Origin of the sequence: Klebsiella sp. K-3, from assembly GCF_051207495.1 — a bacterium.
GTDB lineage: Bacteria > Pseudomonadota > Gammaproteobacteria > Enterobacterales > Enterobacteriaceae > Klebsiella > Klebsiella aerogenes.
This window is the reverse complement of the sequence record NZ_JBPNXF010000002.1, coordinates 353,066-366,346: the sequence shown is the minus strand read 5'-3', so window position 1 is coordinate 366,346 and position 13,281 is coordinate 353,066. Positions and strand designations below refer to the sequence as shown.

Here is a 13,281-nt window from a genome sequence, read left to right as displayed (position 1 = left end):
CCCGGACTGAAATTCCTGCCATCGTCAGCAGGCTATATTAAAAGGACACCGGGAAAATGGCTTTTTCACTTAAAGGTTTTACTCATTCATTGGCTCTCGTTGGCGCGTTGCTACTGGCGGGTTGTGGGCCAAAAGATCGGGATCCTAATCATATTAAGGTGGGGATTAGCGCGGGTATCGATCAGCAAGTCTGGGCGGTGGTGCAAAAAGTCGCCAAACAAAAATATAATCTCGATGTCGAGGTGGTGACTTTCAATGATTTCGTTCTGCCAAACGAGGCGCTGAACAATGGCGATCTCGATATCAATGCTTTCCAGCATAAACCCTATCTGGATAAACAGATTCAGGAGCGCGGCTATAAGCTGGTGGATGTTGGTACCACATTTGTCTATCCGATAGCCGCTTATTCAAAGAAAATTACCGCCATTTCGCAGCTTCCGGACGGCGCCCAGGTGGCGGTGCCTAACGACCCAACCAACCTTGGACGCTCACTGCTATTGCTGGAGAATCAGGGGCTTATCACTCTGAAAGAGGGAGTAGGTCTGCTGCCAACCGCGCTGGATATCGTCAATAACCCAAAGAAGCTGAAAATCGTCGAGATTGAAGCGCCGCAGCTGACCCGTGCGCTGGATGATAAACAGGTGACAATGGCTATCATTAATACCACCTTTTCCAGCCAGATTGGCCTGTCGCCGACGCGTAATGGTCTGTTCATTGAGGATAAAAATTCACCGTACGTCAATATCTTTGCCAGCCGCGAAGATAATAAAGATAGCGCAAAGGTGAAGAACCTGGTGAAAGCCTACCAGACCGACGAAGTCGCCAACGCCGCCGCCGAATTGTATAAAGGCGATGCGGTGAAAGGCTGGTAGCTATTCTTCCTTCGCCGTCCGGTCCTGCACATCCAGCACCTGAGATAACACGCGCCGCGCATTAGCGGCGCAGTCAATGTCATCCGGCTTCTGTTGTATCTCATCAATAACGCTTACCAGCTGCGCTTTACCGTACGCGAGTTTCTGTTCCAGTTTTTCAATATCCGCCACTTTTTGTTGCAGGGTGGTGAGTAGCGTTTGTCGGTCCCAGTGGTTGAGATCGGACGGTAACAGGGCGGCGATTTCTTCAAGAGTAAATCCCGCCGCCTGAGCGGTAGTAATCAGTCCCAGCACGACCAGCGTTTCTTCCGGATAGCTGCGATAGCCATTGGCTTTACGCTGCACGGTTTTGAGGATCCCCGCCCGCTCGTAATAACGGATCCGCGAAGGAGCCAGGCCGCTGCGTTTTGCCAGTGTACCGATATTCATTTTTATTCCTCATAAGCTGCTTGACCTTAAACTTAACTTTAAGGTTATGGTTTGTCCAGTTCACTGACTGGAGCCCTGACATGACCCTTTTTACCCCTCTGCGACTGGCCTCTGGCGTCGTCATTAACAACCGCATCGCTAAAGCGGCGATGGAAGAAAATATGGCCGATGCCGATCATGCGCCGTCAACGGAATTACTCATGCTTTATCAGGCCTGGGCGCAGGGCGGCGCCGGGGTGATTATTACCGGTAATGTGATGGTGGACGCCCGGGCGATGACAGGCCCGGCAGGCGTGGTGCTGGAAGATGAACGACATCTCGACAAGTTCCGCGCCTGGTCGCAGGCGGCACGGGCGAATGGCGCGCAGGTGTGGATGCAGATCAATCATCCTGGGCGACAGATGCCTGCGGGCCTGGGACAGGAGACGCTGGCCCCTTCGGCGTTGGCGCTGGATCTTGGGTCGCAATCTTCGCGCTTTCGCCTGCCGCGGGCGATGGATGAGAAGGATATCGCCGATGTGACGCGACGGTTCATCACCACCTCCCGGTTAGCGGAACGCGCTGGATTTCACGGCGTCGAAATCCATGCCGCCCACGGTTATTTGCTGAGCCAGTTCCTCTCGCCGCTCAGTAACCAGCGCACCGACCAATATGGCGGGAGCATTGAAAATCGCGCCCGTCTACTGCTGGATATCGTGCGCGGCGTCCGCGAGACGGTGGCGGCGGATTTTACCGTGGTGGTTAAACTCAACTCAGCGGATTTCCAGCGCGGCGGTTTTTCGATTAACGATGCCAGGACGGTGGTGCAAATGCTGGCGGAAAGCGGCGTCGATCTGGTCGAACTTTCCGGCGGCAGCTACGAAGCGCCGGCGATGATGGGCACCATGCGTGATGAGCGAACGCTGGCGCGGGAAGCTTACTTCCTGCAGTTTGCCGAGCAGATCGCCGAAGTGGCGACCATTCCACTAATGGTCACCGGCGGCGTGCGGCGGCGTGAAGTGGCGGAAAGGGTGGTGAATAGCGGAGTTGCGCTGGTGGGGATCGCCACGGCGATGGCGATTGTGCCCAATTTGGCGCAGTACTGGCGTGAGGGGGAGTACGATGCGCCACTGCTGCGTCAGGGTAACTGGAAGAACAAGGCCATTGCCGCCAGCGCGCATATGGCGGCGGTGAAATATCAGCTGCAGCGGTTAAGCCGCCACCGCGCGGTGCGGCAGCAGGTCTCACCACTGTGGGCGTTGCTGACGGCGCAACTGACGGCGAAACGGCAGGCTAAACGTTATCGGCGCTGGATGGCGGGCAAGTAATGACAGCCGGTAGCGCGCTACCGGCCCTTCTCGTCACTTTTGAATCAGATAGCGGATCGTCGGCCCATCCTGCTGAATATCCAGCACGGTATAGCCGTGATTTTTAGCATCGTGCGGGATGTTGTTGATTGACTGCGGACAGTCGCTCACCACTTCAAGTATTTCCCCTTTTTTTAGTGCCGGCATTGCTTCAAGCGTGGCCACTGCTGGGTAGGGGCAAGGTTCACCAACCATATCGAGGCGGTAATCAGGAACGATCTCTTTCATGCGGTTTCCTTAATACGGGTCGCCGAAGTGTTTTTCTGGCGAAAGAAGTGTTTTTCCCAGGCGATGACCAACATCAGCGCGGTAAATAGCAGCAGGTAGGTGATAAGCAGGCCGCCGAACGGACCAAAAGTCGTCAGCAGGTTAATCTTATCCCAGTTGGTGGCAAGCGTCGGCGATAAATCATCCCAGAAGTAAGCCAGCAGGGTGGAGCCGATAACGTTGCCTAACCCGACCCACCAATAATGTACCTGGCCTTCAACGGCGCGATACATCCAACCGGTTTCGCAACCACCGGCCAGTACGATGCCGAAACCGAACAGCAGGCCGCCAATTACCGCGTTCGGCCCGGCCCACATGATTTTGGGCTCCATGCCGAGCTGCACATAGCTAAAGATACCGATGGCGCTGGCCGCCATCCCGAAGATGATTGCTTTGGCCATATAGGTGCGCCCGGTCACCCACATATCGCGAAAGGCGGAGGTGAAACAGATTTGCGCTCGCTCGATGAGCAGGCCAAAGGCAACGCCGAACAGCAGGGCCAGGCCCAGTTTAGGCTGATTGGCGGCGGTCAGTAGCCCCCAGCCGATCATAGCGACAAATACCAGCATTCCCAGACGAAAGCGGCGGCGGGCCTGCGCGGGTTTTTGAGTTAACGGTGAGGCCGCGGAGACTTTCTCAATTTTGACCGGAATACGGAAAACAGGCAGCAGCGTAAAGCGCGCGCCGAACCAGGTCCCGATGGCGGTGGCGATGGCGAAGAACCATGCGTGCAGGGAAAACTGCGGGATCCCGGTGAAGAAAGCCGCCAGGTTACAACCCATTGCCAGCCGGGCGCCGAAGCCCGCGATAATGCCGCCGGCCAGCGCCTGGAAAATGCGAATGCGGCTACGCGGCATCCGCAGCTTGACGTTATTCGCCCACAGCGCGGCGGCCAGGCAGCCGCCAAACATGCCAAGGATCATCATACCGTCGATACGCGTTAACGGCGTACCTTCGAGATGGATTAATTGGTAGTAACCCCAGTTTTCGGCCGGGACGCCCATCATCTGCAGCAGCTGGCCGCCCCAGCGGGTAAATTCGCCGGTGACTGCCCAGAATGTACCGGTAATGCCAAAATAGTAAGTAGAAAGAATACCGGCGGCGATCACCGCAGGCGCTGGCGCCCAAAACTTAATTAGCCAGGCTTGTTTGAATTGATGCCATGTCATAGAAATGCCTCTGAACTCAGAAGGTAATTCGCCCCGAAAGGGCTTGAAGAGCCGCGATAATACGCCGCTTAGCTTTCAGAATCACTCGACGAGATCAAAAGCGGGAAGAATGCCTCATGAAAAAGGCCGCCAGTCAGGGCGGCCTTAAATCAACAACGCTGGAATTAATTAAAGCCCAGGCGAATAAGATTCAATGGGCAATACAATTCATGACTACCGTCTAATTCTACGCAGTCACTGCGGCGCAGCTGTTCGCTGTTTTTATTAGCGCCATGAATGGCCTTAATCACTCCCGTCGCGCCGCTGTCGGCCACCATGACCCGGCTGCCAGCGTCAATAGCATTACGGTTACGATCGTAGGTTTTCATCATTTCCTCCTCTGCATTGTCATTCGGACGTGATTGTTTCGCGTTGTTTTAATACTCCTGTGTGGTTAAAAAGTTTTTGAGGTATATCAAAATTATTTTAATTCAGGGCGCAATGATCGCAGAGCGGCAATCAATCCTTGAACTCCTTTCTCAAGCTTCACCTGCGGGCATCCGGCATTTAGCCTGATGAAACCGTTACCCTCTTCGCCATAGGTATAACCCGGCATGATCGCGACTTTTTGCTCTTCAATCAGCGCTTTTTGCAGAGCGCGATCGTCGATACCGAGTGGACGCAGATCGATCCACGCCAGATAGGTGGCTTGTGGGGGCTGCCAGTTTAGCTGCGGGAAGGCCTGATTCAGCTGCTCGGCGATATAGCGCATGTTTTCCTGCAGATAATCGCGTAACGCATCCAGCCATGGCGCGCCCTGACGATAGGCGGCGATATGCGCGACCAGCGCCGGAACCGACGGAGAAGAGAGACCATCGCGGCCTTTTAGCGCTTGCAGATAGCCATCGCGCGAAGCGGTATCGGCGATGAGCCCATAGGCGCCGGTAAATGCCGGGATATTGAAGCTTTTTGAGCCCGACGTGAACAGCGCCCAGGGGCCCTGCGCAACGGCGCACCAGGGGGTATGATGGTGTTCGCCCCAGGTCATATCCATATGAATTTCATCGCTAATAACCCGGACGTTATGCTTCGCGCACAGCTGCGCCATGGTGGTCAGTTCGTCGCGGCTCCAGACTTTGCCCGTCGGATTGTGCGGGCTGCACAGCAGCAAAATGCGGTTGTCGGGATGGGCGAGCGCGGCTTCCAGTTCGTTCATATCGCAGCGCCACTCACCCTCATCAAGCTTGAGCGCCACCGGGGCAATGCGTCGCTGGTTGCCGTCGATAGTTTTGTAAAACGCGTCGTAAGCCGGAGTATGGACCACGATGCCGTCGCCCGGATTGGACCATTGCCGAATCATTTCGGCCACCATGTAGATAACCGACGGGCCGTAAACGATGGCGTCGTGGTCGATGGTGCTATGAAAACGGCTGGCGAACCAGTGGCTGACGGCCCCGAGAAATTCGTCGTTTTTCCAGCGGCTATAGCCAAAAACGCCGTGCGCCAGGCGCTGGCTGACGGCGTCGATAATACAAGGGGCGGTAGCGAAATCCATATCGGAGATAGTGAACGGCAGCAGGTCGGCGGCGCCGAAACGGTCGGCTACGTAATCCCATTGGGTGCACCAGGTCCCGTGGCGGTCCACTGGCGTGGCAAAATCAAACATCTGAATTTCCTTCGCGAATGCCCCCTCCGGGTGAGAGGGGGCGTATGTTTAGGCCTGAACGGTATTCATCAGGGTGGCCATTTCATCTTTTACCGACTGAACCTGTGGGCCGATGACCACCTGCAGGTTGTGATCGTTAAGCTGGACCACGCCGATTGCGCGGTTGGCTTTCAGCGCGGCGGTATCGACTTTGCTCATGTCGTTCACCGACAGGCGCAGGCGGGTAATACAGTTATCGAGCGTGACGATATTATCAGCACCGCCGAGCGCGGCCAGAATCGCCGGCACGTTATAACCTGATTTGCCAATCGTTCCGGCAACTGCTTTTTCGATGTTGGTCGCCGTTTCGATATCGCGGCCCGGCGTTTTCAGGTTGAAGCGGGTGATGGCGAAACGGAAGATACCGTAGTACACCGCGAACCAGATGGCGGCGACAACCGGCACCATATACCACTTGGTCGACAGCCCGTGCAGGATGCCAAACACCACGAAGTCGATAATGTTGCCGTCGGTGTTGCCGATGGTGACGCCAAGTACCGCCATGATAGTGAAACCAAGGCCGGTCAGCAGGGCGTGGATGACGTACAGTACCGGCGCGACGAACAGGAACAGGAATTCCAACGGCTCAGTGGTACCGCCAACCACGCAGGCAATGACGCCGGAAATGAGCAGCCCTTTAATTTTATGACGGTTTTCTGGGCGGGCGCAGTGGTACATCGCCAGCGCCGCGCCGGGCAGGCCGCCGAGGAAGGCGGGCATTTTACCCTGTGACAGGAAGCGGGTCGCGCTTTCAGAGAAGCCGTGCGTCGTCGGGCAACTCAGCTGCGCCTGAAAGATAGTCAGCGCGCCGCTGACGCTGTGGCCGCAAACGTCCATGGTGCCGCCCGCTTCGGTAAAGCGGATCAGCGCCACCAGAATATGGTGCAGGCCAAACGGCAGCAGCAGGCGTTCTCCGGTACCGAAGATCATCGGGCCAAAATCGCCGGCGCTATTGATAACATGTCCTAGTCCGTTGATACCCATCGCGAACACCGGCCACACCAGCGGAATGACCAGACCGACCAGGCCTAACACCACGGTGGTAATGATCGGCACAAAGCGCGTGCCGCCAAAGAAGGCCAGCGCATCCGGCAGACGGATGTTGTGGAAGCGTTCGTGCAGCATCCAGACGATAATACCGGCGATCACCGCGCCGAGGATCCCGGTGTCGATCGACTGAATACCGATAATATTCTGAATGTTGTTGGCCTTGAGGATCGCCGCGTCGGTCGTCGGCAGGATGCCTTTCGCCGTCAGCCAGAAGTTGACCGCGAGGTTCATGACCGCGTAGCCGACGAAGCCCGCGAAAGCGGCAACGCCTTTGTTTTCACGCGCCAGGCCGAGCGGAATTGCGATACAGAACATGACCGGCAGGAAGCTAAAAGCGAAGGAGCCGACTTTACTCATCCAGACAAAAATCGCCTGCAGCAGCGGCACGTTCAACCACGGCAGCAGCGTAATCACATCGTGGCTGCTTAACGAGCTGCCGATCCCCAGCATGATCCCGCAAAACGAGAGCAACGCCACGGGCAACATAAAGGTTTTTCCTAACTGCTGGAAAAACTCCCATAAGGTAATTTTTGGTGCTGTTTTCGCCGTCATACACGAATCCTGGTTCTGAAAAGGGTCGATAGGATGTAACGTAGCGGCAAGATAAAACGTTTTACCATTTTTTAGTGCGATAAAAATCACATAATCAAGCGATAATAAGGTTTATAAAGATAACATACTGATAAAACGTTTTATCGAAAGGCAAAGGGAGTCAGCCAGTCGTTATGGCTATCGCAAAAAAGACAACCATCAATGATGTGGCGCTGGCGGCTGGCGTCTCGGTCAGTACGGTATCGCTGGTGCTCAGCGGTAAAGGGCGCATCTCTTCGGCCACCGGCGAGCGCGTCAACCAGGCCATTGAGCAACTCGGGTTTGTGCGTAATCGCCAGGCGGCGTCGCTCCGCGGCGGGCAAAGCGGGGTGATTGGCCTTATCGTTAGCGATCTGTCGAAGCCGTTCTATGCCGAGCTAACCGCCGGCTTGACCGATGCGCTGGAATCACAGGGTAAAATGGTATTTCTCACCCAGGGCGGGCATCGCGGCGAGAAAATGCTCCAGCGCTTCGAAACGCTGGTCTCGCAGGGGGTTGACGGGGTGATTATCGCCGGCGCTATCGACAAGGGCGGCGAGCTGCGCGATCGTGCCGCCGAAGTAGGGATGCCGCTGGTTTTTGCCTCCCGCGCCAGCTACCTGGACGATATCGACCTGATCCGCCCGGATAACATGCAGGCGGCGCAAATGGTAACGGAACATCTGATTCGCCGCGGTCATCAGCGCATCGCCTGGCTTGGCGGACAAAGCGCGTCCCTGACCCGCGCTGAACGGGTGGGCGGCTATTGCGCCACCTTATTGAAGTACGGCCTGCCGTTTCATAGCGAATGGGTTGTCGAGTGTGGCTCCAGTCAGCAGCAGGCGGCGGAAGCCATGATCGCGCTGCTGCGACAAAACCCGACCATCAGCGCGGTACTTTGCTATAACAGCGTCATCGCCACCGGGGCGTGGTTCGGTCTTCTGCGCGCCGGGCGACAGAGCGGCGAGGGTAGCGTGGAAAGTTATTTTGAGCAACGCATCGCGCTGGCGGCCTTTGCCGAAGTGCCGGAAGCGGCGCTCGATGATGTCCCCTTGACCTGGGTGACCACCCCCGCGCGTGAGATGGGGAACAGCCTGGCGGAGTGTATTTTACGCCGCCTCGAGGAGGGGCAAGGCAGCGCGCGTAATCAGATTATGCCGCCGCGGCTGGTTATCAGAAAGTAGGGGCCGCCATCGATTAAGGTGTTCCCGGGCTACCTGACTGCAGCCCGGGACATTTTTTTACTGCTGCGGTTCGGCGGTGGGGAGCGTCAGGCCGAACATGGCGGCGAAATCGGCCAGCGGCATTTTCTGCCCGTTTAGCGTGACCTGGCCGTCGGCGTACTGCAGGCTGGAGGTGATCGCGTTATCTTCCATTGTGGTCAGACGGAACATCTGCCCCATCGCCGCCAGCCCTTTGACCTGCTGATCGGCAAGTTTCGCCGCATCCTCCGGCTGGTAGCCTTCCAGCCCGGCAATCTGCGTCATCAGGGCGGTGGCCATATCCACCGGGATCACCAGCTTGCCGTCCAGCGATTTAACGCTGCGGTCCAGTTCATCGGCGACGGTCTGCGGCGCGGCGGTCGTTTGCGCCGGATCCTGCATCAGCACCGACAGATTCAGGGTGCTTTCGCCTTTGGCGTTTTGCCAGCTCAGCGGAGAAATCGTCAGCGACGGATTACCTTTCAACAGAATTGGCAGCGAGCTAAAGAAGATCTCGGTTAACGCCTGCTGATAAAGCTCCGGATTCTGCGCCAGCTCGGGTTTCGCCATCAGCGCCTGCGCCTGGGCGTTATACTGCTGACTGAATTGATGCCACGCCTGACCGTCGAGATTATCCAGCTTAACGGTGAGTTTGCCGCGGCCCATATCCTGGTTTTGCAGTTTCAGGCTGTTAAGGTTGTAATCAAGCTGGCTATTGATACGCTTGCCGTCATCGGAGAGCGTAGAGCGGCCGTCGATATTCATGCCTTCCAGCAGCGCCAGCTCTTTACCTTCAACGCCGATAGCCAGTTTTTCAAGGGAAATCTTCTGCTTGCCGATACGTTCCTCAAAGGAGGTCATTTCGGTGGCGCCGTCAGCCTTCAGGTTGCTGAAACTGAGCTGAACTTTCTGGTTGTATTCGTTGACCGCGTTGATCTGCCCGCTGGCCGCTTCGCCGCTCAGGCTAATAGTTTTGCCATCGCGATCGGCATTGAGCTGGAACTGGCCGCCGCTAAAGATAACTTTTTCATTGTCTTTAGCGTAATCCAGCGGGTTAAGGAAGATGACCGACTGAGTATCGCCGCTGTAGGCAATGCGGGTGTCGATGTTAAACGGCGTTTGTCCTTTAGCAATATCGAACAGCGCTTTGCTGGCATCGTTATTCACGAGGGTGGTGTTGACGGAGGCCATTGCCGGCGCAAGGTTAAATGATTTTAACGAGGCAAGCGGGAAGGGACCATGATCGACCTTTTCGTCAAACACCAGGCTTTGACCGGCGGCCAATAGACTGTGTTCTTTACCGGCCTGCGGCTTCACCACCAATTGCAGATGGCTGCTGAATAACCCGCGCTGGTAGTCTTGATAGCTCAACTCTACGCCAGCTTCCGGCGCGTTGCTCTGCAGTTGGGCATTCGCCTGCTGCACCATTTCTGCAATACGGTTTTCCAGTTGCTTACCGGTAAACCAGGCTCCGCCTGTCCAGACGACTCCGAGCGCGACGATAACTCCCGCGGCGACCAACGTTTTTTTCATAGCATTTGTCCATAAATGAAACCAGGCGGAACATGCCGCCTGGTGGTGTTGTCATGATGGGGGAAGTCTAGCAACTGCGGATTAAAAGTTCAGTAACTTACTTAAGCTTATTGAACACGCGCGCCAGACGACCCTGGCCGCTGACCAGTACCGGTGATTCGTTGCAGGCGATAAACGCCGATTCACCCGGCTGCAGGGTCAGGCGCTGCTCGCCTTTACGTAGCGTCGCTTCGCCTTCCACGCAGAACAGAATCGCGGCGCTCTCTTGCGCCAGAGAGTCCTCATTACTGGACAGCTCGTGCAACGAGAAGGCGAAATCATCGACCGGGATTGGGAAATCCAGCTCGCTGCCGTGTTGTTCCGGCTGAGTCAGCAGCTCAGAGGCAGGTTTGGCGACAAATTTCACGTTCGCCACCAGTTCCGGAATATCGATGTACTTCGGCGTCAGACCGGCGCGCAGTACGTTATCTGAGTTGGCCATCACTTCCAGCGCGACGCCCTGCAGGTAGGCGTGCGGGGTCTCGGCGAACAGGAACATCGCTTCGCCAGGGTTCAGTTTCACCACGTTGAGCAGCAGCGGGGAGAAGAGGCCGCTGTCATCCGGGTAGAATTCAGCGATCAGACGAATGGTCTGCCACGGTTCGCCCTGTTGGCGGTCGAGGGCGTTTTGCAGCACGCTGAGCGCATGCGCTTTTTCTTCGCCTTTCATATTCAGCAGGCTGGCGAACAGCTGGCTTAAACGCCCGGCGTCCGGCTGTTGAATGAATTCGCCAATTGCCGGATGCGCCTCGGCAACCGGCTGCAGCAGCGCGACAATTTCATTAAATTCGCGGAACGCGTTCATAGCGAGGAACGGCGTCAGGGCGAAGACCAGTTCCGGCTTATGGTTGGGATCTTTATAGTTACGCTCGGCGGCATCCAGCGGAATACCCGCGGCGTTCTCTTTGGCAAAGCCAATTTCCGACGCGCGTTTGTTCGGGTGAACCTGGATGGAGAGCGGCTGGGCGGCGCACAGTACCTTGAACAAGAACGGCAGTTCGCCAAAACGCTCGGCGACGTTAGTGCCGAGAAGGGCATTTTTATCGGCCTCAATGACCTCGCGCAGCGACTGCGGCTGGCCGTTGGCGTTTAGGATCCGCGAACTGCTTTTGGGATGTGCGCCCATCCACAATTCCGCCATCGGCAGGTTGTCCGGATTGGCGATACCGTAAAGGTCGGTTAACGCGGTGTGACTTCCCCATGCATAGTTTTGCACTGAGTTAATGAGCTTCTGCATTCTCAATCCCTGTTTCCACATAAAAATGTTGGCTCTATTAAACCAACAAATTGTCGAGAAGCAACTGCTGAAAGAAAAAGTCGTCCTTGTCTCAGTTTTTGTTAAAAAATTGTGTAAGATTGATCGACTCGCTTTTCTACAGGCAAATGGAGTGTCTGCCTGAAACATAATCAGCCAAGCAGTAAGTGAGAGTACAATGTCGAACAAACCGTTTGTTTATCAGGATCCTTTTCCGCTTAAAAAGGATGACACCGAGTATTATCTCCTCAGCAGTGATTACGTCTCCGTCGCCGAATTCGCCGGCCAGGAAGTTCTGAAGGTTGAACCTCAGGCGCTAACCTTACTGGCCCAACACGCGTTCCACGACGCCTCCTTTATGCTCCGCCCGGCACACCAGCAGCAGGTCGCGGATATCCTCAACGACCCGGAAGCCAGCGAAAACGACAAATACGTCGCGCTGCAATTCCTGCGTAACTCCGATATCGCCGCCAAAGGCATTCTGCCGACCTGTCAGGACACCGGCACCGCGATCATTATGGGGAAAAAGGGACAGCGCGTATGGACCGGCGGCGGCGATGAAGCCGCGCTGGCGCAGGGCGTGTACAACACCTATATCCAGGACAACCTGCGTTACTCGCAGAACGCGCCGCTGGACATGTATAAAGAGGTCAACACCGGTACCAACCTGCCGGCGCAGATCGATCTTTATGCTACCGATGGCGATGAGTATAAATTCCTCTGTATCGCCAAGGGCGGCGGCTCCGCGAACAAAACGTATCTCTACCAGGAAACGAAAGCGTTAATCACTCCGGCGAAGCTGAAAAACTACCTCGTCGAGAAGATGCGCACTCTCGGTACCGCAGCTTGTCCGCCGTACCATATCGCCTTTGTGATTGGCGGCACCTCTGCGGAAGCCACGCTGAAGACGGTGAAATTGGCCTCGACCAAATACTACGATGGCCTGCCGACCGAAGGTAACGAACATGGCCAGGCGTTCCGCGATGTGCAGCTGGAGCAAGAGCTGCTGCTGGAAGCGCAGAACCTCGGCCTCGGCGCGCAGTTTGGCGGCAAATACTTCGCCCACGATATCCGCGTGGTCCGCCTGCCGCGTCACGGCGCGTCCTGTCCGGTGGGGATGGGGGTCTCCTGTTCTGCCGACCGTAACATCAAAGCTAAAATCAACCGCGACGGCATTTGGCTGGAGAAACTGGAGAGCAACCCAGGGAAATATATCCCTGAACACCTGCGCCAGGCCAGTGAAGGCGAAGCCGTGAAGGTGAACCTCAATCAGCCGATGAGCGAGATCCTGGCGCTGCTGTCGCAGTATCCGGTGTCGACTCGTCTGTCGCTGAGCGGCACAATCATCGTGGCTCGTGATATTGCCCATGCCAAGCTGAAAGAGCTTATTGATAATGGCGAAGCGCTGCCGCAGTATGTCAAAGATCACCCTATCTACTACGCCGGCCCGGCGAAGACGCCGGATGGTTACGCCTCCGGTTCTCTGGGGCCGACGACCGCTGGCCGCATGGACTCGTATGTCGATCTGTTGCAATCGCATGGTGCGAGTAAAATCATGCTGGCCAAGGGTAACCGTAGCCAGCAGGTGACCGATGCCTGCCACAAACACGGCGGTTTCTATCTCGGTAGTATCGGCGGCCCGGCGGCGGTTCTTGCGCAGCAGAGTATCCGCAGCCTTGAGTGCGTGGCTTATCCGGAGCTGGGAATGGAAGCTATCTGGAAAATCGAAGTGGAAGATTTCCCGGCCTTTATCCTCGTTGATGATAAAGGTAACGACTTCTTCCAGCAGATCCAGACATCGCAGTGCTCGCGCTGCGTGAAGTAAACGACACCGCCCTTCGGGGCGGTTTTTGTTTGGGCCGCTT

At 56.3% G+C, this 13,281-nt stretch carries 12 protein-coding genes; 4 read left to right on the top strand and 8 right to left on the bottom strand.

The window, feature by feature from the left end; all coding sequences use genetic code 11:
• Positions 1-56: 56 nt before the first annotated feature.
• Complete coding sequence (metQ, locus tag ACSEMK_RS04610) at positions 57-872, top strand: methionine ABC transporter substrate-binding lipoprotein MetQ (protein WP_087858493.1); 816 nt, start codon at positions 57-59, stop codon at positions 870-872.
• Here the strand turns inward: metQ and ACSEMK_RS04605 are convergent, their stop codons facing one another.
• Positions 873-1,301, bottom strand: a complete 429-nt coding sequence (locus tag ACSEMK_RS04605) for a MerR family transcriptional regulator (RefSeq protein ID WP_087858494.1) — start codon at positions 1,299-1,301, stop codon at positions 873-875.
• 80 nt (positions 1,302-1,381) lie between these two features.
• Between ACSEMK_RS04605 and ACSEMK_RS04600 the strand changes: the two genes are divergently transcribed.
• A complete protein-coding gene (locus ACSEMK_RS04600; protein WP_430915504.1) occupies positions 1,382-2,608 on the top strand; it encodes an NADH:flavin oxidoreductase/NADH oxidase family protein in 1,227 nt (408 codons plus the stop codon).
• Between the two features lie 33 nt (positions 2,609-2,641).
• On the opposite strand, the gene yedF is transcribed toward ACSEMK_RS04600, so the two are convergent.
• The 5 genes from yedF to malX all read right to left on the bottom strand — a co-directional run bounded on the left by yedF (position 2,642) and on the right by malX (position 7,369).
• On the bottom strand, positions 2,642-2,875 hold the full coding sequence (yedF, locus tag ACSEMK_RS04595; RefSeq protein WP_015366840.1) for a sulfurtransferase-like selenium metabolism protein YedF: 234 nt from the start codon (positions 2,873-2,875) through the stop codon (positions 2,642-2,644).
• Entirely contained in the window at positions 2,872-4,083 is a 1,212-nt protein-coding gene (gene yedE / locus ACSEMK_RS04590) for a selenium metabolism membrane protein YedE/FdhT (protein WP_348854606.1), read from the bottom strand. Before yedE ends, yedF begins: the two co-directional genes overlap by 4 nt.
• A gap of 164 nt (positions 4,084-4,247) precedes the next feature.
• Positions 4,248-4,451, bottom strand: a complete 204-nt coding sequence (gene ydfZ, locus ACSEMK_RS04585; protein ID WP_015705242.1) for a putative selenium delivery protein YdfZ — start codon at positions 4,449-4,451, stop codon at positions 4,248-4,250.
• Positions 4,452-4,543: 92 nt separating this feature from the next.
• Positions 4,544-5,728 carry a MalY/PatB family protein gene (locus ACSEMK_RS04580; RefSeq protein ID WP_430915505.1) on the bottom strand — a complete coding sequence of 395 codons (1,185 nt, stop codon included), beginning with the start codon at positions 5,726-5,728 and terminating at the stop codon, positions 4,544-4,546.
• A 48-nt stretch (positions 5,729-5,776) separates the two neighbouring features.
• On the bottom strand, positions 5,777-7,369 hold the full coding sequence (malX, locus tag ACSEMK_RS04575) for a maltose/glucose-specific PTS transporter subunit IIBC (RefSeq protein WP_045392419.1): 1,593 nt from the start codon (positions 7,367-7,369) through the stop codon (positions 5,777-5,779).
• Positions 7,370-7,542: 173 nt separating this feature from the next.
• Between malX and ACSEMK_RS04570 the strand changes: the two genes are divergently transcribed.
• Positions 7,543-8,571 carry a Mal regulon transcriptional regulator MalI gene (locus ACSEMK_RS04570; protein WP_015705245.1) on the top strand — a complete coding sequence of 343 codons (1,029 nt, stop codon included), beginning with the start codon at positions 7,543-7,545 and terminating at the stop codon, positions 8,569-8,571.
• Positions 8,572-8,628: 57 nt separating this feature from the next.
• Here ACSEMK_RS04570 and ACSEMK_RS04565 read toward each other — a convergent pair whose 3' ends face one another.
• Both ACSEMK_RS04565 and manA read right to left on the bottom strand, forming a co-directional pair.
• Positions 8,629-10,122, bottom strand: a complete 1,494-nt coding sequence (locus ACSEMK_RS04565; protein ID WP_430915506.1) for a YdgA family protein — start codon at positions 10,120-10,122, stop codon at positions 8,629-8,631.
• A gap of 97 nt (positions 10,123-10,219) precedes the next feature.
• Complete coding sequence (gene manA, locus ACSEMK_RS04560; protein WP_430915507.1) at positions 10,220-11,398, bottom strand: mannose-6-phosphate isomerase; 1,179 nt, start codon at positions 11,396-11,398, stop codon at positions 10,220-10,222.
• A 196-nt stretch (positions 11,399-11,594) separates the two neighbouring features.
• Here manA and fumA point away from each other — a divergent pair, with 196 nt between their 5' ends.
• The gene (gene fumA, locus ACSEMK_RS04555) at positions 11,595-13,241 is read left to right on the top strand and encodes a class I fumarate hydratase FumA (RefSeq protein ID WP_435336319.1); all 1,647 of its coding nucleotides are present in this window, start codon (positions 11,595-11,597) and stop codon (positions 13,239-13,241) included.
• Positions 13,242-13,281: the final 40 nt, after the last annotated feature.